The 23,787-nt window shown below is 66.8% G+C and carries 24 protein-coding genes; 7 read left to right on the top strand and 17 right to left on the bottom strand.

Annotation, left to right across the window (positions count from 1 at the left end; translation table 11 throughout):
* Window positions 1-31: 31 nt before the first annotated feature.
* From atpD to KAJ83_RS18400, 5 genes are all read right to left on the bottom strand, one after another.
* A complete protein-coding gene (gene atpD, locus KAJ83_RS18420; protein WP_210683586.1) occupies window positions 32-1,453 on the bottom strand; it encodes a F0F1 ATP synthase subunit beta in 1,422 nt (473 codons plus the stop codon).
* Between the two features lie 27 nt (window positions 1,454-1,480).
* Complete coding sequence (locus tag KAJ83_RS18415) at window positions 1,481-2,383, bottom strand: F0F1 ATP synthase subunit gamma (protein WP_210683585.1); 903 nt, start codon at window positions 2,381-2,383, stop codon at window positions 1,481-1,483.
* 132 nt (window positions 2,384-2,515) lie between these two features.
* The gene (gene atpA / locus KAJ83_RS18410; protein WP_210683584.1) at window positions 2,516-4,045 is read right to left on the bottom strand and encodes a F0F1 ATP synthase subunit alpha; all 1,530 of its coding nucleotides are present in this window, start codon (window positions 4,043-4,045) and stop codon (window positions 2,516-2,518) included.
* Window positions 4,046-4,049: 4 nt separating this feature from the next.
* A complete protein-coding gene (locus tag KAJ83_RS18405) occupies window positions 4,050-4,604 on the bottom strand; it encodes a F0F1 ATP synthase subunit delta (RefSeq protein WP_210683583.1) in 555 nt (184 codons plus the stop codon).
* A gap of 447 nt (window positions 4,605-5,051) precedes the next feature.
* Entirely contained in the window at window positions 5,052-7,286 is a 2,235-nt protein-coding gene (locus KAJ83_RS18400) for a primosomal protein N' (RefSeq protein WP_210683582.1), read from the bottom strand.
* 138 nt (window positions 7,287-7,424) lie between these two features.
* Here KAJ83_RS18400 and fsa point away from each other — a divergent pair, with 138 nt between their 5' ends.
* From fsa to KAJ83_RS18385, 3 genes are all read left to right on the top strand, one after another.
* The gene (gene fsa / locus KAJ83_RS18395; protein WP_210683581.1) at window positions 7,425-8,078 is read left to right on the top strand and encodes a fructose-6-phosphate aldolase; all 654 of its coding nucleotides are present in this window, start codon (window positions 7,425-7,427) and stop codon (window positions 8,076-8,078) included.
* A gap of 79 nt (window positions 8,079-8,157) precedes the next feature.
* Window positions 8,158-8,871 carry a DUF484 family protein gene (locus KAJ83_RS18390; RefSeq protein WP_210683580.1) on the top strand — a complete coding sequence of 238 codons (714 nt, stop codon included), beginning with the start codon at window positions 8,158-8,160 and terminating at the stop codon, window positions 8,869-8,871.
* Window positions 8,872-8,901: 30 nt separating this feature from the next.
* Window positions 8,902-9,846, top strand: a complete 945-nt coding sequence (locus KAJ83_RS18385) for a tyrosine recombinase XerC (RefSeq protein ID WP_210683579.1) — start codon at window positions 8,902-8,904, stop codon at window positions 9,844-9,846.
* Window positions 9,847-9,870: 24 nt separating this feature from the next.
* On the opposite strand, the gene KAJ83_RS18380 is transcribed toward KAJ83_RS18385, so the two are convergent.
* From KAJ83_RS18380 to KAJ83_RS18355, 6 genes are all read right to left on the bottom strand, one after another.
* Window positions 9,871-11,508, bottom strand: coding sequence for an ABC transporter ATP-binding protein (locus tag KAJ83_RS18380; protein WP_210683578.1), 1,638 nt, complete (start codon window positions 11,506-11,508; stop codon window positions 9,871-9,873).
* An 11-nt stretch (window positions 11,509-11,519) separates the two neighbouring features.
* Window positions 11,520-12,578 (bottom strand): ABC transporter permease, encoded by a 1,059-nt coding sequence (locus KAJ83_RS18375; protein WP_210683577.1) that lies wholly within the window; start codon window positions 12,576-12,578, stop codon window positions 11,520-11,522.
* Window positions 12,579-12,594: 16 nt separating this feature from the next.
* Window positions 12,595-13,689 carry a microcin C ABC transporter permease YejB gene (locus KAJ83_RS18370; protein ID WP_210683576.1) on the bottom strand — a complete coding sequence of 365 codons (1,095 nt, stop codon included), beginning with the start codon at window positions 13,687-13,689 and terminating at the stop codon, window positions 12,595-12,597.
* Between the two features lie 52 nt (window positions 13,690-13,741).
* Window positions 13,742-15,595 (bottom strand): extracellular solute-binding protein, encoded by a 1,854-nt coding sequence (locus tag KAJ83_RS18365; RefSeq protein WP_210683575.1) that lies wholly within the window; start codon window positions 15,593-15,595, stop codon window positions 13,742-13,744.
* Between the two features lie 109 nt (window positions 15,596-15,704).
* Entirely contained in the window at window positions 15,705-16,502 is a 798-nt protein-coding gene (gene hisN, locus KAJ83_RS18360; RefSeq protein WP_210683574.1) for a histidinol-phosphatase, read from the bottom strand.
* 121 nt (window positions 16,503-16,623) lie between these two features.
* Window positions 16,624-17,178 carry a c-type cytochrome gene (locus tag KAJ83_RS18355; protein WP_210683573.1) on the bottom strand — a complete coding sequence of 185 codons (555 nt, stop codon included), beginning with the start codon at window positions 17,176-17,178 and terminating at the stop codon, window positions 16,624-16,626.
* Window positions 17,179-17,468: 290 nt separating this feature from the next.
* Between KAJ83_RS18355 and KAJ83_RS18350 the strand changes: the two genes are divergently transcribed.
* Entirely contained in the window at window positions 17,469-18,209 is a 741-nt protein-coding gene (locus tag KAJ83_RS18350) for a 3-deoxy-manno-octulosonate cytidylyltransferase (protein WP_210683572.1), read from the top strand.
* A 68-nt stretch (window positions 18,210-18,277) separates the two neighbouring features.
* The gene (locus KAJ83_RS18345) at window positions 18,278-18,838 is read left to right on the top strand and encodes a hypothetical protein (protein ID WP_210683571.1); all 561 of its coding nucleotides are present in this window, start codon (window positions 18,278-18,280) and stop codon (window positions 18,836-18,838) included.
* 96 nt (window positions 18,839-18,934) lie between these two features.
* On the opposite strand, the gene KAJ83_RS18340 is transcribed toward KAJ83_RS18345, so the two are convergent.
* The 4 genes from KAJ83_RS18340 to KAJ83_RS18325 form a co-directional block, all read right to left on the bottom strand.
* Window positions 18,935-19,549 (bottom strand): YceI family protein, encoded by a 615-nt coding sequence (locus KAJ83_RS18340; RefSeq protein WP_210683570.1) that lies wholly within the window; start codon window positions 19,547-19,549, stop codon window positions 18,935-18,937.
* 95 nt (window positions 19,550-19,644) lie between these two features.
* Entirely contained in the window at window positions 19,645-20,253 is a 609-nt protein-coding gene (locus tag KAJ83_RS18335) for a YceI family protein (protein ID WP_210683569.1), read from the bottom strand.
* On the bottom strand, window positions 20,250-20,789 hold the full coding sequence (locus KAJ83_RS18330) for a cytochrome b (RefSeq protein WP_210683568.1): 540 nt from the start codon (window positions 20,787-20,789) through the stop codon (window positions 20,250-20,252). The genes KAJ83_RS18335 and KAJ83_RS18330 overlap by 4 nt, the downstream gene beginning before the upstream one ends.
* Before the next feature lie 103 nt (window positions 20,790-20,892).
* A complete protein-coding gene (locus tag KAJ83_RS18325; RefSeq protein WP_210683567.1) occupies window positions 20,893-21,774 on the bottom strand; it encodes a hypothetical protein in 882 nt (293 codons plus the stop codon).
* A 140-nt stretch (window positions 21,775-21,914) separates the two neighbouring features.
* Between KAJ83_RS18325 and KAJ83_RS18320 the strand changes: the two genes are divergently transcribed.
* Window positions 21,915-22,202, top strand: coding sequence for a hypothetical protein (locus KAJ83_RS18320; protein ID WP_210683566.1), 288 nt, complete (start codon window positions 21,915-21,917; stop codon window positions 22,200-22,202).
* Window positions 22,203-22,212: 10 nt separating this feature from the next.
* Here the strand turns inward: KAJ83_RS18320 and KAJ83_RS18315 are convergent, their stop codons facing one another.
* On the bottom strand, window positions 22,213-22,734 hold the full coding sequence (locus KAJ83_RS18315; RefSeq protein ID WP_210683565.1) for a paraquat-inducible protein A: 522 nt from the start codon (window positions 22,732-22,734) through the stop codon (window positions 22,213-22,215).
* Window positions 22,735-22,841: 107 nt separating this feature from the next.
* On the opposite strand from KAJ83_RS18315, the gene KAJ83_RS18310 reads away from it, so the two are divergent.
* Window positions 22,842-23,201, top strand: a complete 360-nt coding sequence (locus tag KAJ83_RS18310; RefSeq protein WP_210683564.1) for an Mpo1-like protein — start codon at window positions 22,842-22,844, stop codon at window positions 23,199-23,201.
* Window positions 23,202-23,332: 131 nt separating this feature from the next.
* On the opposite strand, the gene KAJ83_RS18305 is transcribed toward KAJ83_RS18310, so the two are convergent.
* Window positions 23,333-23,764 carry an FKBP-type peptidyl-prolyl cis-trans isomerase gene (locus tag KAJ83_RS18305; protein ID WP_210683563.1) on the bottom strand — a complete coding sequence of 144 codons (432 nt, stop codon included), beginning with the start codon at window positions 23,762-23,764 and terminating at the stop codon, window positions 23,333-23,335.
* Window positions 23,765-23,787: the final 23 nt, after the last annotated feature.

Raw genomic sequence — 23,787 nt, 5'->3', positions numbered from 1 at the left:
AACTTCGAACCGGCGGACCGGACGGGCCTTCTTAGGCCGCGTCCTTCGCCATCTTCTTGGCCTTCTCGACGGCCTCGTCGATCGTGCCGACCATGTAGAAGGCGGCCTCCGGCAGGTCGTCGTGATCGCCGGCGACGATGGCCTTGAAGCCCTTGATGGTGTCTTCCAGCTCGACATACTTGCCCGGGCTGCCGGTGAAGACCTCCGCGACGTGGAAGGGCTGCGACAGGAAGCGCTGGATCTTGCGCGCGCGCGCGACCGTCAGCTTGTCCTCTTCCGAAAGCTCGTCCATGCCCAGAATGGCGATGATCTCCTGCAGGTTCTTGTACTGCTGCAGGGTCTCCTGGACCGTCCGCGCGATGCGGTAGTGATCCTCGCCAACCGTGCCCGGCTCCAGGATACGAGAGGTGGAGTCGAGCGGATCGACCGCCGGATAGATGCCCAGCTCCGCGATCGAGCGCGACAGAACCGTCGTCGCGTCCAAGTGGGAGAAGGTCGTCGCCGGCGCGGGGTCGGTCAGATCGTCCGCCGGCACGTAGACGGCCTGCACGGAGGTGATCGAGCCCTTCTTGGTGGAGGTGATGCGCTCCTGCATGGCGCCCATGTCGGTGCCGAGCGTCGGCTGATAGCCCACCGCCGAGGGAATACGGCCCAGCATGGCCGAGACCTCGGAGCCCGCCTGGGTGAAGCGGAAGATGTTGTCCACGAAGAAGAGCACGTCCTGGCCTTCCTCGTCGCGGAAATATTCCGCCTGGGTCAGGCCGGCCAGGGCGACACGGGCACGCGCGCCCGGCGGCTCGTTCATCTGGCCATAGACCAGGGCCGCCTTGCTGTCGCCGTCCGGCTGGATGACGCCGGATTCCATCATCTCGTGATAGAGGTCGTTGCCCTCGCGCGTCCGCTCGCCGACGCCGGCGAAGACGGAATAGCCGCCATGGCCCTTCGCGATGTTGTTGATCAACTCCATGATCAGCACGGTCTTGCCGACGCCCGCGCCGCCGAACAGGCCGATCTTACCGCCCTTCGGATAGGGGGTCAGAAGGTCGATGACCTTGATGCCCGTGACGAGCTGCTCGGTCTCCGTCGCCTGATCGATATATTCCGGCGCCGGACGGTGGATCGGATAACGCTTCTCCGTCTTCACGTCGCCGCGCTCGTCGATCGCCTCGCCGATCACGTTCATGATGCGGCCGAGCACCTGCGGGCCGACCGGCACGCTGATCGGGCCATCCTGATCGACCACTTCCTGACCACGGGTCAGACCCTCGGTCGTGTCCATCGCGATGGTGCGGACCGTGTTCTCGCCAAGGTGCTGCGCGACCTCGAGCACCAGCGTCTTGCCCTGGTTGTCGGTGTGCAGCGCGTTCAGGATCGGCGGAAGCTCGCCGTCGAACTGGACGTCGACGACGGCGCCGAGCACCTGGGTGATCTTGCCAACGCTGTTCTTAGCCATGGGTTAGCTCCTCGTTACGTCCGTTCGTCAGAGCGCTTCGGCGCCCGAGATAATTTCGATCAGTTCGTTCGTGATCTGGGCCTGGCGCATCCGGTTGTAGGTGATGCTGAGGCTGTCGATCATCTCGCCGGCATTGCGGGTCGCGTTGTCCATCGCGGTCATGCGCGCGCCCTGCTCGGAGGCGAAGCTCTCCAGCATCGCCCGGTAAACCTGCACCGAGAGGTTCTTCGGCAGGAGGCTGGCGAGGATCGTCTCCTCGTTCGGCTCGAACTCATACTGCGCGCCGCCGCCGGAGCCGGTACCGCCGCCGTCGCCCGCTTCCTCATCCGGGCTTTCCGGCATCTGGAAGGGGATGAGCTGCAACGGGGTGACCTCCTGGGTCAGCGCCGAGACGAACTTGTTGTAGTAGACCGTGCAGACGTCGAATTCGCCGTCCTCGAACATCCGCATGATGCGCTGGACCACTTCGTCCGCATGCTCGAAGGCGGGGGCCGGCTTCAGCAGCTCCTCGTACTTCTCGACCATGCGGTGATTGTGATCGCGGCGCAGCAAGGTCACGCCCTTGCGCCCGATGGCGATGAGCTTGACCTCCTGCCCCTGGTCCTCCAGCGACTTGATCCGCGCCTTGACCGCCCGCGCGATCGAGCCGTTGAACCCGCCGCACAGACCGCGGTCGGAGGTAACGACGACCAGCAGGTGCACCTTCTCCGAGCCCGTGCCGGCGAGCAACGGCGGCGCGTTCTCCGGCACGATCCCGGCGGCGAGGGAAGAGAGCATGCGCTCCATCCGCTCGGCATAGGGGCGCGCATCCTCGGCGGCTTCCTGGGCTTTCTTGAGCTTCGCGGCCGCGACCATCTTCATCGCCGAGGTAATCCGGCGTGTCGATTGGACGCTTTTGATCCGCCCGCGCAAGTCCTTCAAACTGGGCATCTACTGGCGCCTCCCGATCGGATGGCCCGCCTGGGCGTGGCGTGGGCGACCGCTTTCACCGCGTCCGCCGGCCCGCCCGGGCCGTCCGTCTTCGCTAGGTTCTGACCCTGGCTCTCCGTTACCGGAGCCGGCTTACGCGTAGACCTTGGCGAAGGCGTCGAGCAACTCGACCATCTTCTTCTCCAGGTCCTCCGGCAGTTCGCCCTTGCTGTCGATCTCGTCCAGCACGGCCTTGCCCTCGTTGCGCGCATATTCGAGCAGCTTGGCCTCGTACTTGGTGACGTCGCCGGTCGGAACCTTGTCGAGATAGCCATGCGTGCCGGCATAGATCGACAGCACCTGCTCCGACACCTTGAGCGGCTGATATTGCGGCTGCTTCAACAGCTCCGTCAGGCGCGCGCCGCGCGCCAGAAGCTTCTGGGTCGCCGCGTCGAGATCGGAGGCGAACTGCGAGAAAGCCTCCATCTCGCGATACTGCGCGAGTTCCAGCTTCACCGAGCCGGCGACCTTCTTCATCGCCTTCGTCTGGGCCGAGGAGCCCACGCGGCTGACCGACAGGCCGACGTTAATGGCCGGACGGACACCCTTGTTGAAGAGGTTCGTCTCCAGGAAGATCTGCCCGTCGGTGATCGAGATCACGTTGGTCGGAATGAACGCCGAGACGTCGTTGCCCTGGGTCTCGATGACCGGCAGCGCCGTCAGCGACCCCGCGCCGAGATCGTCGTTCATCTTCGCCGCGCGCTCGAGCAGGCGGGAGTGGATGTAGAACACGTCGCCCGGATAGGCTTCACGGCCCGGCGGGCGGCGCAGCAGCAGCGACATCTGACGATAGGCGACGGCCTGCTTGGACAGGTCATCGTAGATGATCAGCGCATGCATGCCGTTGTCGCGGAAATACTCGCCCATGGCGCATCCGGCATAGGGGGCCAGGAACTGCAACGGCGCGGCATCCGACGCGGTCGCGGCGACGACGACGGAATAGTCCATCGCGCCCTTGTCCTCGAGCGTCTTCACCACCTGCGCGACGGTCGAGCGCTTCTGACCGACGACGACATAGATGCAGTAGAGCTTCTTCTTCTCGTCGTCGCCCGCGTTCACCGTCTTCTGGTTGATGATCGCGTCGATCGCCACGGCGGTCTTGCCGGTCTGACGGTCGCCGATGATCAACTCACGCTGACCGCGGCCGATCGGGACCAGCGCGTCGAGCGCCTTGATGCCGGTCTGCACCGGCTCGTGCACCGACTTGCGCGGGATGATGCCCGGCGCCTTGACCTCGACCAGGCGACGCTCGTCGCCCTCGATCTCGCCCTTGCCGTCGATCGGATTGCCGAGCGCGTCGACCACGCGGCCGAGCAGGCCCTTGCCGACCGGCACGTCCACGATCGCGCCCGTGCGCTTGACCGTGTCACCCTCGGCGATCTCGCGGTCGGAACCGAAGATCACGACACCGACATTGTCGGTTTCGAGGTTGAGCGCCATGCCTTTCACGCCACTCTTGAATTCGACCATTTCGCCGGCCTGGACGTTGTCGAGCCCGTAGACGCGGGCGACACCGTCACCGACGGAAATAACCTGACCGACCTCGGCGACGTCCGCCTCGGCCCCGAAATTCGCGATCTGGTCCTTGAGAATCGCGGAGATTTCCGCGGCGCGGAGTTCCATGCCCTTAAGCTCCCTTCATCGCAAACTTCAACCGCTGCAGCTTCCCGCTGAGCGACGAGTCCACCATATGGCTGCCGACCTTGACCACGAGGCCGCCCAGCAGGGACGGGTCCACCGTGAGATCCATCGATACCTTGCCGCCGACCGCCTGCTTCAGCGCCGCTTCGAGCGCCTCCTTCTGCTGGTCGGACAGTTCCTGCGCGACGGTGACGTCCGCGACAACCTCGCCGCGGCGCCGCGCCAACTCCTCCAGATAGGCCCGCGCGATCGCCGGCAGCGCGAAAAGACGCCGCTTGGCCGCGACCAGGGCCACGAATTTCTGCGTGAGATCGGAGGCTTCCATCTTGTCGAGCAGCGCGGCCATGGCCTTGCCCTGCTCCTGCCGGCTGAGGACCGGGCTGCGCACGAGGCGCGTCATGTCATCGCTTTCGGCGATCAGCGCGGAAAGCGTGCGCAGATCCTCCGCGACCGCATCCAACTGCTTGTTCTCGTCCGCCAGATCGAACAGCGCGTGCGCATAGCGATCGGCGATGTCTGAAACGCCACCTTTGGCTGCCACGATTGGGAAACCCCTGCTGCGAGAGGCGGCCGCGCGCCAGCGCCCGACCGCCGTCGTGTGCCCCCGAGGACCTTAATCCCGACTCTCCGTCCGGGTTCCGTACCGGCAGGCCGGCCGCGACACTCCCCGCGGTCGGCCCGTCGCGATTCGGTCAAAGCCCCTCGCTTTACGAACCCGGCGCGCACTTTCGTGCTCGCCCCAAGTTGGCGGCGATTTACCACACGGGTCCGGGCCTTGCAACATGCCACGGCTCCCGAAAAACCTCGGATTCGAGAGAAATCGACCGCGCCCCACCCTGCGGCGCAACATGGCCGCCCCGAACCGACCTCGACACCTTACCCTTGCGTCTCGCGAAGGGGAGGAAGAACGGCACGCTTCCCAGGTCGCCCCCCCCTTTCCGAACGAACCGGACCGTTGGCGCATTCCATGCCGGTCACATGAAGTTAGTCACATGAAGTTATAGGGGTCCACATCGACATGCAGACGCACCTGATTCGGCACCTTCACATGGCCGATCCAATCGCGCAGCGCCTTCTGCACGCTGATCGCGCGATCCGCCTTCAGCAACAGCCGGCGACGGAACCGCCCGCGCAGCAGGGCAAGCGGCGGCGGCGCGGGCCCCAGCACACGCACCCCGTCGGCCACCGGCGCCGCCCGGGCGAGCGCGCGGGCCGTCTCCTCCACCGGCCGTTCCTCCGGGCCGGAGACGATCAGCGCCGCCAAGCGGCCGAAGGGTGGCCAGCCGCCGGCCTTGCGCGCCTCCGCCTCGGCGGCAAGGAAGCCGTCGCGATCGCCCGCCGCGATCGCGCTCAGCACCCGCGCGTCCGGGTTCGCCGTCTGCAACAGAACCCGCCCCTTGTGCCCGGCGCGCCCGGCGCGCCCGGCCACCTGACTCAATAGTTGGAAGGTCCGTTCGCTCGCCCGCAGATCGCCTCCTTCGAGGCCCAAATCCGCGTCCACCACGCCGACCAGCGTCAGCAGGGGAAAATGATACCCCTTGGCAACGATCTGAGTGCCGATGACCAGATTGGTCTCCCCCGTCGCCATGCGGTCGACGAAGGCCGCGGCCGCCAGCGGCCCCATCAGCGTGTCGGAGGTCGCGAGTTCCATTCGCGCATCGGGCAGAAGGGCCGCCGCCTCCTCCGCCAGCCGTTCCACCCCCGGACCGCAAGCCGCCATCTGATCGGCCGCGCCGCATTCCGGGCATTCTTCCGGCATGGGGATCCAATGGCCGCAATGATGACATTCCAGCCGGCGGGAGAAGCGATGCTCCACCAGCCAGGCATTGCAGTTCGGACATTCCAACCGATGTCCGCAGGCCCGGCATAGGGTAAGCGGCGCATAGCCCCGGCGATTGAGGAAGAGAAGCGCCTGCTCCCCCCGCGCGAGGCACTGTTCCAGCGCCTCGCGCAGCGGCGGCGCGATCCAGGATTGGCGCGGCGGCGGATGACGGCGCAGATCGACCATCTCGATCGTCGGCAGATCGGCCCCGCCGTGGCGTTCGGGCAGGACGAGGCGCGCATACCGACCGGACTCGCAATTCGTCACGGTCTCCAGCGAGGGCGTCGCGCTCGCCAAAAGGATCGGGAAATCGCCGATATGGGCGCGCACGACCGCCATGTCGCGCGCGTGATAGATAACCCCATCCTCCTGCTTGAAGCTCTGATCATGCTCCTCGTCGATGACGATGAGGCCGAGGTCGGGAAAGGGCAGATGCAGGCCGGAACGCGCGCCGACCAGCACCCGGACACGCCCTTCCGCCACGCCGCGCCAGGTCGCGCGGCGCTGGGCGGCGGTCAGGTCGGAATGCCATTCCGCCGGCGCGACGCCGAAACGCTTGGTGAAGCGTTCCAGCCATTGCGCGCCGAGCGCGATTTCCGGTAGCAGGACCAGCACTTGGCGGCCCGCCCGCAGGGCGGCGGCGATGGCCTCGAAATAGACCTCCGTCTTGCCGGAACCGGTGACGCCGTCGATCAGCGTCACGGAGAAACCGCCCGCACGCGCCTTCGCCACGACCGAATCGGCCGCCGCGCGCTGCGCCTCGGAAAGGGCGGGGCCGGCGCGTTCCGAATCGGGGTCCGGCCAATCGGCCCGCTCGCGCACCTGGACAGGCACCAGAACCCCGGCATCGGCGAGGCCGCGCACCACGCCGGGCGTCACCCCCGCCTCCCGCGCCAGGTCGGCGGCGGGAAGCGCCATGCCCTCGCGGGCACGCTCGATCACCCGGGCGCGCGCCGGGGTGGTACGCACCTCCGGCGGCGTGTCGGAGAGGACATAGGCGGTGCGGGTCGGCGGCGGGTCGAGCGCGCTCGGCACGCTCATCGCCATGCGCAGGACCGCGCCGGGAGGACTCAACACATAGGCCGCGATCCATTCGACAAGGCGCCGGTTTTCCGCCGGCAGCGGCGGTGCGTTCAGCACCGCCTCCACATCGCGCAGCTTCGACGCCGGCACGGTGGACGCGTCCTCCTCCTCCGGCGGGTCCCAGACCACGCCGACCATCTCGCGATTGGAAAGCGGCACGCGCACGAACTGCCCCGGCCGCGCGGTCATGTCCGGCGGCAACCGGTAATCATAGGCCCCCCCCAGGGGAAGCGGCAGCAGCACCTTGACCCGCCGTTCCTCAGAGCCGAAAAGAGCCGGGTGCGACGCGCGCCGCGCTGTATCATCGGAAGTCGCCATGATGGGAAGCGTTCTAGCAGCGATTCCCCCCATGTCGCGAGCCGATCCACGTCCCCCGGACAAACGGGGGCGAATCGGGATAGCGAGGGCCGCGCGCCGCGTACCGCGCCATCGACCGCACCCAGGGGGCCATTCACCATGAAGTTCTTCATCGATACCGCCGATCTCGACGACATCCGCGATTTGGCCGCGACCGGCATGGTCGACGGCGTCACCACCAATCCCTCGCTGGTCGCCAAGACCGGGCGAAGCTTCCTGGAAGTGGTCGAGGAAATCGCCGGCATCGTCGACGGACCGGTCAGCGCCGAATGCGTCGCGACCGATTTCGAGACCATGCTGAAGGAAGGCGAGAAGCTCGCCGCCATCGCCGACAACATCGCGGTCAAGGTGCCGTTGACGGTCGACGGGCTGAAGACCTGCAAGGCGCTCAGCGACAAGGGCGTGATGGTCAATGTGACGCTTTGTTTCTCCGCCGCCCAGGCGCTGCTGGCCGCCAAGGCGGGTGCCGCCTTCATCTCGCCCTTCGTCGGCCGGTTGGACGATGTCGGCCAGGACGGGATGGAGCTGATCGCGGATATCTGCCAGATCTACGCGCAGTACGACTTCGATACGGAGGTCCTCGTCGCCTCCGTGCGCGGACCGCAGCATGTGGTCATGGCGGCCAAGCTGGGCGCCGACGTCGCGACCGTGCCGCCGAAGGTGCTGCGCCAACTCTACGGCCATCCGCTGACCGACAAGGGGCTGGATGCCTTCCTGGCGGACTGGAAGAAAACCGGCCAAACCATTCTTTAAGGGTGGGCCGTTTCCGGCCGGAGCGAATCACGCTACGAAGACAATCGTGTGATCGAATGGGCGGAGGGGGAAGGCCGCGATGAGTCAGAAACCGGAAAGCGACAGCCGGATACCGGCCCCGCCGAACGCGGAGCAGGTAGCGGATTATCTGTGCGCGCATCCCGATTTCCTGGCCCGGCGGCCCGACCTACTCAGCGTGCTCGACCCGCCTTCCCAGCCGGCCAGCGGCGACAATATCGCGGACTTCCAGACCGCCCTGATCCGCCGCCTGCGGCGCGAGAAGGAAGACGCCACCGACGTCGCCCAGGAGTTGATCGACACCAGCCGCGACAACCTGACCAGCACGACGCGTATCCATGACGCGGTCATGGCGCTTCTCGGCGCGGACAGCTTCGAGCGGCTGGTCGAGACCGTGCAGACCGACCTTCCCATGATTCTCGACATGGATGCGGTCGTGCTCTGCGTGGAGAGCGCCCGGGCGGAAAGCTTCCCTATCCGCACCGTCACTCTCGTCCCTCCCGGCTTCGTCGACCGCCAGATCGGCACCGGCAAATCGCATCTGCTGCGCGCGGACGTGTCGGGCGATCCGGAAATCTTCGCGGGCGCGGCCCCGCTCATCCGCTCCGACGCGCTGGTGCGGTTGGAGATATCGAGCCAGAGCCCACCCGCGCTGCTCGCCTTCGGTCATCGCGACGAGGACAAGTTTCACCCCGGCCAGGCGACGGAGCTTATCGCCTTCCTCTCCCGGGTTCTGAGCCAGTTGATCCGGATTTGGCTGGGGCATGCCGCCTAGAGCATGATGCATACATAGAGGCCGGGGCCCATGATCGACCTCGCCGACGACACGGATATCGCCGCCGCCCATCGGGATTTCCTGCGCTGGCTTTCGGACGAGCGCCGGGCGAGCCCCAAGACGGTCGAGGCCTATGGCCGCGATATCCGGCAATTCCTCTCCTTCCTACAGGTTTATGAGGGCGAGCCGCCGACCCTGAAGCGCCTGTCGCGGCTGGAGCCCCGTGCTTTCCGGGCCTGGCTGGCTGAGCGCGCGGCCGACGGCGTGATCCCGGCGAGCCGCGCGCGCCAGCTCTCCGCCCTGCGCACCTTCTTCGCCTGGACGGCCAAGACCGGGCGCGCCGAATGCCCCGCGATCCAAATGATCCGAAGCCCGAAGGTACCGCGCGCCGTGCCCAAACCCCTGTCCCAACCGGATGCGGAAGCGATGATCGGGACGGTCGGCGACGGCGCCCGCCAGGAATGGGTCGCGAAACGGGACGTGGCGTTGGCGACGCTGCTCTATGGCTGCGGGCTGCGCATGGCGGAAGCGCTGGCGCTGAGCGTGGGGGAGGCACCCAAGGACGACCAACTGACCGTCACCGGCAAGGGAAACAAGCAGCGCATGGTCCCCGTGCTGCCCGCGGTGCGCGCGGCCATCGCGGATTATCTGGCGGCCTGTCCGCACGCGGCGGAGGCCGAGCGTCCGCTTTTCGTCGGCGTGCGTGGCGGCGCGCTCGACTCCGGTCAGGCGCGACGCGTCATGCGTCAGGCGCGCGAGGCCCTCGGCCTGCCGGAAAGCGCCAGCGCGCATGCCCTGCGCCACAGCTTCGCCACCCATCTTCTGGCGGCGGGGGGCGATCTGCGCGCGATCCAGGAACTGCTGGGCCACAGCTCCCTTTCCACCACCCAGCGCTATACGGAAGTCGATTCGGCGCGCCTGATGGCCGAATACGCCAAGGCGCATCCGCGCGCGAAGAAACGGGACGACGGATAGGAAACGACGCGCGGGGCGGACGTGTCAGACGTTGACGACCCCGCTCTCGATCGCCTCCAGATCGAAGGCCGCGGCCATCAGGGCCTTGGTATAGTCCGCCTGGGGCGCGTCGAAGATATCGCTGGCGGGGCCGGCCTCGACCACCCGGCCGTCCTTCATCACGATCACCTCGTCCGCCATGGCGCGCACGACCTTCAGGTCGTGGCTGATGAAGAGGTAGGCCAGCTTGTGCCGCGCCTGAAGGTCGCGCAGCAGATCGACGATCTGCGCCTGGACCGACATGTCGAGGGCGCTGGTCGGCTCGTCCAGCACCACGAATCGGGGCTTCAGCACCATGGCGCGCGCGATCGCGATGCGCTGACGCTGGCCACCGGAGAATTCATGCGGATAGCGATGGCGCGCCTCGGGGTCGAGCTTCACCTCCCGCAGCGCCTCGACCACCAGCCGGTCGCGCTCGGCCGCATCGCCGATGCCGTGGACGGCCAGCCCCTCCCCCACGATCTCCGCGACCGAGAGGCGGGGGCTGAGGCTGCCGAACGGGTCCTGGAAAACCACCTGCATGCGCCGCCGCAGACGGCGCAGCGCCTTACCGTCCAGGCCGTCGATCGCCTCCCCGTCGAACCTTATGCCGCCACGCGCGCCGATCAGCCGCAGCAAAGCCATGGCGAGCGTCGTCTTGCCCGATCCACTCTCCCCCACCACGCCGACGGTCTGGCCTTCGCGCACGGTGAGCGAGATACCGTCCACCGCGCGCACATGATCGACCGTGCGGCGCAGGATGCCCTGCTTGATCGGGAACCAGACCTTGAGCGCATCGCCCGCCATCACGACGGGCGCGTCGGCGGCCGGCGGCGTCTTCACGCCGGAAGGCTGGGCGGCCAGAAGCTTGCGGGTATAGGCATGGCTGGGCGCGTCGAACAGGGCCCGGGTCTCCCCCTGCTCCACGATCTCGCCCGCCTGCATGACGCAGGTCCGCTCCGCCATTCGCCGCACGATACCCAGATCGTGGGTGATGAAGAGGATCGCCATGCCGAAGCGGTCCTGCAGATCCTTCAGCAGCTTCAGGATCTGCGCCTGGATGGTGACGTCGAGGGCGGTCGTCGGCTCGTCCGCGATCAACAGATCCGGGTCGTTGGCCAGCGCCATGGCGATCATCACGCGCTGGCGTTGACCGCCGGACAGTTCGTGCGGATAGGCGTCGAGACGGCTTTCCGGATCGCGGATGCCGACGAGGTCCAGCAGCTCCAGGATACGCGGGCGCGCCTGTGACCGGCTCATCCCCTTATGGATCAACAGCGCCTCGCCCACCTGCTTCTCGATCGTGTGCAGCGGGTTGAGGCTGGTCATCGGCTCCTGGAAGATCATCGCGATCTCGTTGCCCCGCACCTTGCGCAAGGCGGGTTCCGGGGCGCCGACCAATTCCTGACCCTTGAATTTGACGGAGCTGCCCGGCGCGTGCGAGGCGACCGGATAGGGCAGGAGTTGCAGGATCGAAAGCGCCGAGACCGACTTTCCCGAACCGCTCTCCCCCACCAGCGCCACGGTCTCCCCCCGGCGCACCTCGAAGGAGACGCCGCGCACGGCCTCGACCGGCTCCGCCCCGCCCATGGCGAAGGCGACGGAGAGGTTGTCGATCCGAAGCAGGGGGGACTCGTCGCTCATCGGCTATTCTCCTACAGCATCGTCTTGCGCGGGTCGAACGCGTCGCGCGCCGCCTCGCCGATGAAGATCAGAAGCGTCAGCATCGCGCCGATCACGAAGAACCCGGTCAGGCCGAGCCAGGGCGCCTGCAGATTCTCCTTCCCCTGCTTCAGCAACTCGCCGAGCGAGGCCGAGCCCGGCGGCAAGCCGAAGCCGATGAAGTCGAGCGCCGTCAGCGTCGTCACCGATCCCGTCGCGATGAAGGGCAGGAAGGTCAGGGTCGCGACCATGGCGTTGGGCAGCACATGGCGCACCATGATGGTGCTGTCCGAGATGCCCAGCGCCTTGGCCGCCCGGACATAGTCGAGATTACGCGCGCGCAGCGTCTCCGCCCGCACGAGGCCGACCAGCGTCGGCCAGCTGAACAACAGCATCAGCCCCAGAAGCCACCAGAAGCTGGGCTGCACGATGGCCGCCAGGATGATCAGCATGAAGAGTTCGGGCAGGCCGTTCCACACCTCGATCGCCCGCTGGCCGATCAGGTCCGTGAGCCCGCCGAAATAGCCCTGCATCAACCCGACCATCACGCCGACCACGCTGCTGAGCACGGTAAGCGCCAATCCGAACAGCACCGATATCCGGAAGCCGTAGATCGTGCGCGCCACCACGTCGCGCGCCGCGTCGTCGGTGCCGAGCCAGTGGTTCGCATCCGGCGGCGTCGGCGCCGGGCCGGTCAGATCGGTCGCCGGCGCGCGATAGTCGTAGGGAATCAAGGGCCAGATCATCCAGCCCTTCTCCTCGATCAACTCCTGGACGGCGGCGTCGGTATAGACGGCTTCCGTCTCGAAGAAGCCGCCATAGTCGGTCTCCGGCACCACCTCGACCACGGGGAAGTACCAACCACCGTCATAGTGAACGATCAGCGGCCTGTCGTTGGCGATCACCTCCGCGAAGAGCGAGAGGACGACCAGGACGATGAATATCCAGAAGGACCAATAGCCGCGCCGGTTCTGCTTGAACCGATCGAGCCGGCGGCGGGTCAGCGGCGCGACGCGCAGGCCGAGGAACCGGTCGGGCTTCGCCGTCTGCATGGGCGCGTCCATGGGATCAGCCCTCCCGCCGCTCGAAGTCGATGCGCGGATCGACGAGGGTGTAGGTAATATCGCTCACCAGATTGAGCAGCAGCCCGATCAGCGTGAAGATATAAAGCGTGCCGAACATCACCGGATAGTCGCGATTGAGCGCCGCCTCGAAGCCCAGCAGGCCAAGCCCGTCGAGGGAGAAGATCACCTCGATCAGCAGGGCGCCGGTGAACAGGATGCGGATGAAGGCGCTGGGGAAGCCCGCGATCACGATCAGCATCGCGTTGCGGAAGACATGGCCGTAGAGCACGCGCCGCTCCGCCAGCCCCTTGGCCCGGGCGGTGATCACATACTGCTTGTTGATCTCCTCCAGGAAGCTGTTCTTGGTCAGCATGGCGAGCGCGGTGAACATGCCGACCGCCATGGCCAGCAGCGGCAGCGCCAGGTGCCAGAAATAATCGAGAATCTTCATCGGCCAGCTCAACGTCGCCCAATCGTCGGAGACGAGGCCGCGCAACGGGAACAGATCGAAATAGCTGCCGCCCGCGAACAGCACGATCAGCAAAACCGCGAAGAGGAAGTTCGGAATAGCATATCCGACGATCAACACCCCCGATGTCCAGACGTCGAAGGGCGTGCCGTCCCGCACCGCCTTGCGGATGCCGAGCGGCACCGCGATCAGATAGGTCAGCAGCGTCGTCCACAGACCGAGCGAGATCGACACCGGCATCTTGTCGATCACCAGTTGAATGACGGAACGGTCCTGGAAATAGCTGTCCCCGAAATCGAAGCTCAGATAATCGCCGAGCATCGCGAAATAGCGCTCGTGCATCGGCTTGTCGAAGCCGAACTCGCGCTCCAACTCGGCGATGAATTCGGGGTCGAGGCCGCGGCTGCCGCGCGTGTCGCCGCCGCGCGCGGCGCCTTCACCGTTCCCGGCCGTGTCCCCGGCCCCGCCGGCCACCCGGCCCGCGGCCCCCGTCACCTCGCCCTTGAGGCCCGCGATCAAGCGGTCGATCGGCCCGCCGGGCGCCGTCTGGATGATCACGAAATTGATGGTCAGGATCGCCAGCAGGGTCGGCACGATCAACAGCAGGCGGCGAACGACATAGGCCAGCATGGATCAGGACACCCCCGCGCGCGCCGCCATCATCGCCCCCTCATCCGATCGCCTAGCCGGCCTTGCCCAATGCGGCCGCCTTCTCCGGATCGACCCACCAGATTTCCGGCGTCATGCCCTGGGAGGGAACCGTCTCCGGGATACCGAACTTGTCCCAATAGATATAGCGATCGGCCTCGCTGTGATACATCGGGATCAGATAGAAGTTCCACAGCAATGCCCGATCCAGCGCCTTGGTCCGGGCGACCAGCGTCTCCCGGTCGGGAGAGGCGATCAGCTTCTCGATCAGCGTGTCGATCGCCGGGTTCTTTATGCCGATCGCATTACGGCTTCCGGGCCGGTCGGCGGCGGCGCTGCCCCAGAAATCCAATTGTTCGTTGCCGGGACTGTGCGATTGCCCGAACAGTTCGATCGTCATGTCGAAATCGAAATTGTCGACGCGGTTCTGATATTGCGCATCGTCGACCGGGCGGATTTCCACGTCACCGCCCAGCCGTTCCACCGCGCGCTCCAGCGACTGGGTGTGGGGAACGAACTGATCGGAATGCAGCAGGATCTCGAAGGCGAAGGGCTCCCCGGTCTCGCCATGGACCAGCTTGCGGTTCTCATTGACGACCCAGCCCGCTTCCTTCAGCAGACCCAACGCGGCCTTCAGATTGTTCCGGTCCATGTCGGTGGGCGCGGAGGCGGGCGGGGCATAATCCTGGGTGAAGACGCGCGGCGGCAGCTGGTCGCGCAGCGGCTCCAGCACCTCCATCTCCAACGGCCCGGGCGTGCCCGTCGCCTCCAGGTCGGAATTGTCGAAATAGCTGTCGGTGCGGACATAGCTGTCATACATGATGGTCTTGTTGACCCACTCGAAATTCCAGAGATAGGTCAGCGCTTCCCGCACCTTCGGGTCCTGGAACAGCGGCCGGCGCAGGTTGAAGATGTATCCCTGCATCGGTGCCACGCGGTGATGCGGAAATTCCCGCTTGATCAACCGTCCCTTCTCGACCGCCGGGACATCATAGGCGGTGGCCCAGAACTTCGAGGAATTCTCGTAACGGATATCGATCTCGCCGGCCTTCAGCGCCTCGATCGCGACGACGGGGTCGCGGTAATATTGATAAACGATCCGGTCGAAATTATTGATGCCGATATTGACCGGCAGATCGGCGCCCCAATAATCCTCGACCCTCTCCAGGGTGATCGCCTTTCCCGCATCCACATCGGCGACGCGGTAGGGGCCGGAGCCGAGCGGCGGCTCCAGCGTCGTCGTGGCGAAATCCTTGTCCGCCCAGTAATGTTCAGGCAGCACCGGCAATTGGCCGAGGATCACCGGCATTTCCTGGTTCATCCCCTCGCCCAGATGGAATTCGACCGTATGGGCGTCCACGGCGACGGCCTTATCCACCGCGCTGTAATAATAGCGATAGAGGGGCGCGCCCTTCTCCCGAAGGGTATCGAAGGTCCAGACCACATCCGTCGCCTCGACCGGATGGCCGTCATGGAAGCGCGCTTCCGGCCTGAGCCCGAAGGTAACCGTGCGTTTGTCGTCCGATACCGAAATCCACTCCGCCAGGAGGCCGTATTCCGTGTTCGGCTCGTCCATCGGCTGCGTCATCAGCGTGTCGTAGACGGCCGCGGCCGCGCCCGCCGGCGTGCCCTTGATGATGAAGGGATTGAGGCTGTCGAAGGTTCCCCGACCGAGACGGGTCACCGTGCCGCCCTTCGGCGCGTCCGGATTGACATAGTCGAAATGCGGGAAATCGGGGCCGTATTTCAAGTCGCCGTGAATCGCGAAGCCGTGGTGCCGTTCCGGTTCCTGAGCCTTTGCAACCACGCCAATCAGAACCGGTGCGAAGCCGGCGAGCGTGCAGAGCGTGACGGAGGCGAGAAATTGCGTGATCCGGCGCGCGTTCATGGCTGCTCCCTGTTCCCGACGGTCCCTGGCCCTTGAGGACCTTTGGGGCAAGATGGCGCGTCTTCGTGGCAAGCTCAAGGCCGCCCCGATATTGCCCCGTTCCACCGGCTTACCGGTTGAGCAGGCCGCGCGCCGCCACGTTGAGCGCCGGGCTCGCCGCCGCGACGACCGTCCCGTCGCTCGTGATCGTCAGGGGATCGCCGGCCCAATCGCTGACGGCACCGCCCGCGCCCTCCACGATCGGCCCGAGCGCGCAGTAATCATAGGGCTGCAGCATCGCCTCCACCACCAGATCGGCCCATCCGCTGGCCAGCAAGCCGTAGGCATAGCAATCGCCGCCGAAACGGGTGCGTTTCACCGCCGCCGTCAACCGGCCGTAATCCTCGGCGCGCCCCAGCCCGGCGAACATGTCGGGATGGGTGGAATAGAGCGTCGCGCCCCCCGGATCCGCGCAGCCGCTGGTGTGGATCGGCGCGCCCTGGAAGGTGCTTGGATGACCGGCCGCGCCGACCCAGCGCTCCTCCAGGATCGGCTGATCGACCACGCCCAGCACCGGGCGCCCCTGGTAACAGGCCGCGATCAGCGTGCCAAAGATCGGCATGCCGGTGATGAAGGCCTGCGTCCCGTCGATCGGGTCCAGCACCCATTGCACCGGCGCATCCTCGCGCGTGCGGCCGAATTCCTCCCCGAAGATGCCGTGATCGGGGAAGCGGGCCTCGATCAGCGCGCGCATCGCCTGCTCGATCTCCCGGTCGGCGATGGTCACCGGGCTTTCGTCGGCCTTGGCGATGATCTCCAGCGGCTGACGGAAATAGCGCCGCGCGACCGGACGCGCGGCATCCGCCAGCGCATGCGCGAGGTCGAGCCACGCCTCCGGAACGACGAAATCGGCGGACGGATCGGTCATCAACGGCGTTCCCCCTGCGTGGGTCCGGATCAAAAGCGGGATGGCAAATGAAACGGGCGGACGAGGGATGATCCCCGTCCGCCCGAATGGATGGCCCCGCCCGCGACGGGTCCGCTCCGGATCACTCCTCCGGCAGCGGCGGCGGGTTGTCGTTCATGGTGCGCAGATAGGCGATCAGGTTCGCGCGGTCCTCGGTATCCTTGACGCCGTTGAAGGTCATCTTGGTGCCCGACGCGAAATCCTTCGGATTGTAGAGGAAGTGGTTCAGGTTGTCGTAGGTCCAGCTTTCCTCGTGATCGCTCAACGCGCTGGAATAGCTATAGCCCTCGTGATGGGCGATCTCGGCGCCGACGACGTTGTAGAGGTTCGGGCCGACCTTGTTGGGGCCGCCCTTCTCGAAGCTGTGGCAGCTTCCGCACTTGCGCGCGACCGTCTCGCCCGCCGCCGGGTCGGCGGAGGCCAGCAGCGGCGCGATCGGCTCGGGCCCGGCGGGCTCCTGCGGCGCCTGCTGGGTGGTGGCGGCCTGCTGCTCGCCGGTGCCGATGGTGAAGATCTGCTCCTCCGGCTCCTCCGCGTGATACAGGATGCCGGAAACCTCCCCCACCACCATGGCCATCAGGCCGGCGGTAAGCACCGCGCCCGCGATCTTGTTCCAAAAAAGCGCGTCTTTCGCCATGGACCGTTCCCCAAGTCATCGACGGGTCGCACGCGAACCGTCCGTCACCGATATTTCGAACGCAAACCGGTTTCGCGGCCCGGACGCGTGGCGACGCGTCCTCGACAAACCGGTTGCCCCCATGACGGTGCGATATATCCTGTCGCCGCGCCTTAATCAATGCCGCCATCCGGCGCGATGATGGGCCGCGCGCGCCATTCCACCCGTTCCGGGGACTCCGCGAACGCGACCAATTGTCCCGGCCGGGCGAAACGGCGATCCCACTCTCCGGAAGATAGCGTCCCGAAACCATGCAGGTCATCACCGTCATTCCCGCCCGCCTCGGCTCCACCCGCCTGCCCGACAAGGTGCTGTCGGATATCGCGGGCCTTCCCATGATCGTCCAGGTCTGGCGCCGCGCGATGGAGGCCGATACCGGCCCCGTGCTGGTGGCCGCCGGGGAAGCCGCGATCGTGGAGGCCGTCACCGCCGCCGGCGGCGAGGCGGTGCTGACCGACCCGGACCTGCCGTCGGGTTCCGACCGCATCCATGCGGCTCTCGCCACGCGCGACCCGGACGGGCGCTATGACACCGTGGTCAATGTGCAGGGCGATCTGCCGACCCTCGACCCCCGGCTGATCCGCGCGGCGCTGGAGCCGCTCGCCCGCGACCCGGCGGTCGACATCGCCACGCTGGCTGCCCGGATCGTGCGCGACGAGGAACGCGACAACCCCAATGTCGTGAAGGCGGTGGCGCCGCTGACGGCGGAACGGCGCATCGCCCGTGCGCTCACCTTCACCCGCGCGACCGCGCCATGGGGGGACGGGCCGCTCTATCACCATATCGGCCTCTATGCCTATCGGCGCGCGGCGCTGGACCGGTTCGTCGCGCTGCCGCCCGGCGTGCTGGAGCGCCGGGAAAAGCTGGAGCAGCTCCGCGCGCTGGAGGCCGGCATGCGCATCGACGTGGCGGCGGTGGAGACCGTGCCGCTCGGCGTCGACACGGCCGAGGATCTGGACCGCGCGCGCGCCCTTCTGGCCACGCGCGATTGATCCTTGAAGGGTAAGCGCGAATCACGGCCCAATCGGAAATGGATGATTGGCTGAGGGCGGGCCTTCCCTTGCAAGGAACCGATAGGACTTCGCGGCGATCGGCACGTCGGCACCGGTGGGGCATTTCCTGGCGGGCCCTTCTCGCGCTCGCGCTGGTGCCGATGCTGGGGGCCTGCGTCAATGGCAGTCTGGGCGGTGGCGGCGGTTCGTCGCGCGTCGCGGCCGGGGGCGGAACGCCGATTTCCGGCGATTCCAGCGCCGGTCAGCAGGACGCGGAGATGCCGCCGGACATGATGCAGCTTCCCTCGCTGCCAGTCGCGCCGGGCTCGGAGGTGCTGCTGGGCGATACCGTCATCATCGGCGACGACGAGACATGGACGGGCCAGGTGGTAATGCGCGCCGACGGCTATTCCCTGGTCCAGGTGGTGGAGTTCATGCGCCGGTCGATGCCCAATTACGGCTGGCGGGAGACGGCGATCGTGCGCTCCAAGCGTACCTCGATCACCTATGTCCGGGACGAACGATTCGCGACCGTGCGCATCATGCCGATCGACGGCGGGACGGAGATCGACGTCGTCGTCGCCCCGCTGAAGAGCGAACCCGCCCGGGGCACCGCGACCACCGGCTGATGCCAGGGCCGACACCCGGAAAGAATGGCGCATGATAAAGCCCCCCGGCCGTGGGACCGGAGGGCTTTTCCATAGGACTTTCCGCGAGAGGGGCGCTCAGCCCCCGACCGCGCGGATGAATTCGAGTTCCATGAAAATCCTCACCTCGTTACCGATGGCGCCGGCACCGTAATCGACACCGTATTCGGTGCGGTCGATCGTCGTCTCGGCGGACAGGCCGACAATCTCCTTCGACTTGTCCATCGGGGAGGGCGCGACCTTGTTGACGGTCGCGTCGAAGCTGATCGTCTTGGTGACACCGGCCAGCGTGAAGTCACCGGTGACCGTCGCGGTCTTGTCGCCGGTCTTCTCGATCGCGGTGCTGGAGAAGGTGATTTCCGGAAACTCCCCGGCATTCAGGAAATCGGGGCTGCGCAGATGCTCGTCCCGCTTGCCCAGATTGGTGTCGATCGAGGCGGCGTCGATCACCATGGCGATGGAACTGTTCTCCGGCGCCTCCTGGTCGAGGACCAGCGTGCCGTCCATGCTGTTGAAACGGCCCCAGGTGTTGGAATAGCCCAGATGGCTGACCCAGAAGACGACGTCCGCGTGCGTCTTGTCGAGTTCATATTCCTCCGCCTCGGCCGCCGCCGGAGCGGGCGCGAGGGTGATCGCGGCGAAGGCGCCCGCCGCGAAAGCGAGGCCGGAAAGGGTCTTGGTCATGTGAGGCATGATGCGATGCTCCTTCGTCTCGGTCGAATGGATCGGCCGGACCGGATGTCCGGACTCGGATGCCGCGCGGAACCGTGCGGGCCGGTTCACCCGCCTCATTGACGGACCGCGCGGATATCGATGGCGATATCCACGTCATTGCCGACGGTGGATGTGTCCTCCCAATCACCCTGCCCGACACCATGGTCGAGCCGTTGGATCGTGATGCCGCCCGCCGCATGCGCGGTGGCGCCCGCCCCCTCCCCTTCGATCGTCAGGGTGAAGGGCAAGCTCACGGGCTTGGTGACGCCGCGCAGCGTCAACTCCCCGGGCGCGATATAGGCGTTCTCGCCCGCCGCCTTCTCGAACCGGTCGGCGGTGAAGCGGGCGGTCGGATAGGCCTCGACATTGAAGAGATCGGCGGATTTCAGCGTGCCGTCACGCATCGAATCGTCGGTGGTGGCGCTGGCCGTGCGGATCGTCACCTCGACGGCGCCGGCCTCCGGGCGGTCGGGGTCGAAATGGATCACGGCGTCGAAATCCTCGAACCGCCCCTCGATCGGATCGCCGGATTGATAGGCCGTGAAGGTCAGCGCGCTTTCCGCCGGCCGCATCCGCCAGAGTGGCGCATCCTGGGCATGCGCCGGCGCGGACGACGCGAACGCGAGCGCGGCGAGCATCGGGACGATCACGGGGGTGAACTTATGGAAGAACAGGGATTTCACGCGGACCCTCCGGGAAGCATGCGTTTCAGGACGTCGTTGCGTAGCCAGAAATGATGGCGCAACGCGGCGAGGACATGGATCGCGACCAGCACCAGCATCGCCCATTGCCCCCACCAATGAAGCGCGCCGCCGAGGCCGGCCAGTTGTTCGCTCGCCGCGATCGGGCTCGGCAGGTTGAAGAGGCCGAACACGGTCGTCGGATATTTGGATGCGAAGGCGATCAGCAGCCCCGTCAACGGCTGGGCGAAGATCAGCAGATAGAGCAGATGATGGCTCGCCGTCGCGGCCGCCCGCTCCCAGCGCGGATGGTAATCCGGCAGCGGCGGCGCGGGATGGCGCAAGCGCCAGATAATCCGCGCGACCGCCAGCAGCAGCACGACGAGGCCGATGGATTTGTGCAGATTATAGAATTCGATGGTCCGCGGCGCCGGCGGCAAGCCGTCCATATAGAGGCCGAGCGCGAAATTGCCGACGATCAGCGCGGCCATCGCCCAATGCAGAAGCTGCGCGACCGGATCGTAACGCGTGGCGGTCATGGGTGGCTCCTCCTCCTCCCGTTACCGCGAACAAGATGCGCACGACGCGCCCGGTTTCAAGGCATCCGCCCCGCAACAGAGTGTTGACGGCCGGTGGATTGTCTCAGCCCAGATAGAGAGGTTCGCTCGTCGCCCAGGCGATAAGGACGGCCCCCGCGACCGACAGAGCCGCGAGCGACAGCGTCATGAGCGTCGCGGCGACGCTTCCCGACCGGCCTCCCCCGGGCAGCAGCGGCACCAATTGCCCCGCCAGCACCGCCGGCAGCAGCAATGCCATCGCCACGGGCGGCCCAACGGTGAAGAGCAGCAGGATCGCCGCGCCGGAGGCCAGCCCCGCGATCGCCGCCGACCGGAAGGGCGCGCCGACCACCGCCGCGCCGATCCCCCCGGCCGCCCCGCCGGCGAGAAGAACCGCCAACGGCGCGGCCAAGGCGCCAACCGCCAGACCGGAGAAAAGCTGCGCCATGCGATAGGTCGCCCCGAAGAGCGCCACGCCCGCCAGCCCGATCGCGATCAACGCGACCAGCAGGGGCAGGCCGCGCCCTTCCGCCCGGCCGACCCCGTGCGCGACCGCGACGGCCGCCAGGAGCGCGGCCACGATCCGCGGCAATGTCGCGGGGTCGAGCGAAACCAGGAGCGGCCAGGCAATCCATATCACCGGCGCCAGCGCGGCGATCGGCGCGATGGCGCGCGGCTCCATCCGGCCGCGACGCAACATGCCCGCCGCGATCGGTCCGAAGGCGAGGGTCGTCAGCACGAGCTTATCCACCGCCGCCGGCGTCACGAGCTTCGGCATGCCGCCGATGGCCCAGGCGATCGCCAGTTGCGCGGCCCCGAGGCCCAAGGCCACGGCCAGCGCCGCGCGCGCCTTGCCCCCGAGAAGGCGAACGAGCGCCGCGACGGCGAGCGCCGCGAGCGCCGGGATCAACACGCTCTGCCCGACCGGCCCGAGTCCGGCGCCGAAAGGCGCGGTCACATCCAGCATCCTGCCTCCTGAATAGGGCTTTGGGCTTAGGGAATAACGCGTCGTGGGCGACACGGCCAGCGGGTGTGTCCGCATAGCGTCATAAAACCGGCGTATGGTTCGCCCCTTCCACCCATGAATCGAAGGGAGGGCGAGCGATCATGGCGCTATTCACGGCACGGATGATGGACGCGGCGAGCGGTAGCGAAGGCCGGTACGATTTCGAAGCGGACGACGATCTGCTCGACCGGACGCCGGTTCGCGTCGTGCGCGCCTTCATGGAGCATGTGGACAGGGAAATCTTCCCGCGCGTTCCCATCGACTATGAATTGAACGCCGCCTTCGCGAACCGCGACCATCATCGCGTGGTCACGGCCATGGGCACGCTGATCCATGACGACGACGCGCCGACGCCGTTCCTGCTGATGATCTCGTCCAAGAAGGATTAGGCAAGAAGGGTCAGGGGCTCTCGATCACGGCAGCGCGATGGGCCAGTTGCTTGACCCGCAGCGCGAGCCCCGAGGACAACAGCGCGAAGCCGGCGAAGCAATAAAGGCCGGGCCGCACCGTCGCCTCCGCCTGCCAACCGCTCTTGGCCGCGAAGACCGCGACCGCGATCACGAAGACGTCCAGCATCGACCATTTCCCGAACCGTTCGATCCAGGCGAGGCCCCGGGCCGCCTGGGCCGTGCGGGCCCGCGCCAGCGCCGCCAGGGCATAGCAGGTCGAGACCAGCTTCATCACCGGCAGGACGAGAGTGAAGAGCAACAGAATCACGCCGAGGACGGCCGCCCCTTCCTCGAAGACCTGGAAGGTCGCGCGCCAGATCACGATCTCGTCCTCCCACAGGAAAAGCTTCGTCACCTGCAGGATCGGCAATGTGACACCCGCGACCCAAAGCATGGCGGCACCCGCCAGCAACGGCGGCAGAAGCGCCCGATCGAGCGGGGGTAGGATCGGAGAGGAAACGGAACCGGCCATGGGATCGCTGCATAGCGCAGTTCCCCGCCGCCGCAAACGGCAAACAGGAACCGGCTTCCAAAACCGCCCTGTTGGAGACGCCCGCGTGGCGGATTAGAGTCCCTTCCATGACGGAGCGGACGACACGATTCACGCGCTATCGGGATTTCTGGCCGCATTATCTGCGCGAACATGCGCGGCCCGGCACGCGCGTCCTGCATTTCGCGGGCACGGGCGCGGCGCTTCTCTGCCTCGCGCTGGCGGCGGTGCTGGCGGACTGGCGGTTTCTGCCGGCGGCCCTGGTGGCGGGATACGGCCCCGCCTGGATCGCGCATATGGCCGTGGAACGGAACCGGCCGGCGACATTCACCCATCCGCTCTGGTCGCTGGTCAGCGATTTCCGGATGTTCCTGCTGTGGCTCGGCGGGCGGCTCGGCCGGGAACTGCGCGCCGCCGGGGTGGAAAGCGACGGAACCGGGCGGCCCTAGATCATAACACGAAAATCCGGGCACGGCCCATCGGACCGGCCCGGATTCACATGCCGATTCCGCGCGCCCCTAACGGGCCGCGAAAAGGGCGGTTCCGCGCGCCCCTCGCGGGCCGCGAGGGGTATCGTCCCTTACTTCACCACCTCGACCAGTTCGACCTCGAAGGTGAGGTCCTTGCCGGCCAACGGATGGTTGGCGTCGACCGTGACCTTTTCCTCGCCCACATCGGTGATGGTGAGGAGGAGCGGCTGGCCGTTCGGCGACTGCGCCTGGAGCTGGAGGCCGACCTCCGGCTCGATCTCCTGCGGCAGGACCGAGCGCTCGATCTCCTGGATCATGTCGTCACGGCGCGGGCCATAGGCATCGTCGGCCGGCAACGTCACCTCGTTGGTGCCGCCCGGCTCCAGCCCGACCACCGCCTGCTCGACGCCCGGCAGGATCTCGCCGTCGCCGATCTTGAATTCGATCGGCTCCCGCTGGCGCGAGCTGTCGAACTCGCTCCCGTCCTCCAGACGACCGGTATAGTGGACCTTGACCGTGTCGCCGTCTTTCGCTGCGCTCATGCGCTGATCTCCTTCCGGCATTC

It is taken from the genome of Marivibrio halodurans, assembly GCF_017963645.1.
Lineage (GTDB): Bacteria > Pseudomonadota > Alphaproteobacteria > UBA8366 > Aestuariispiraceae > Marivibrio > Marivibrio halodurans.
This window is presented reverse-complemented; position numbering and strand designations above follow the sequence as displayed.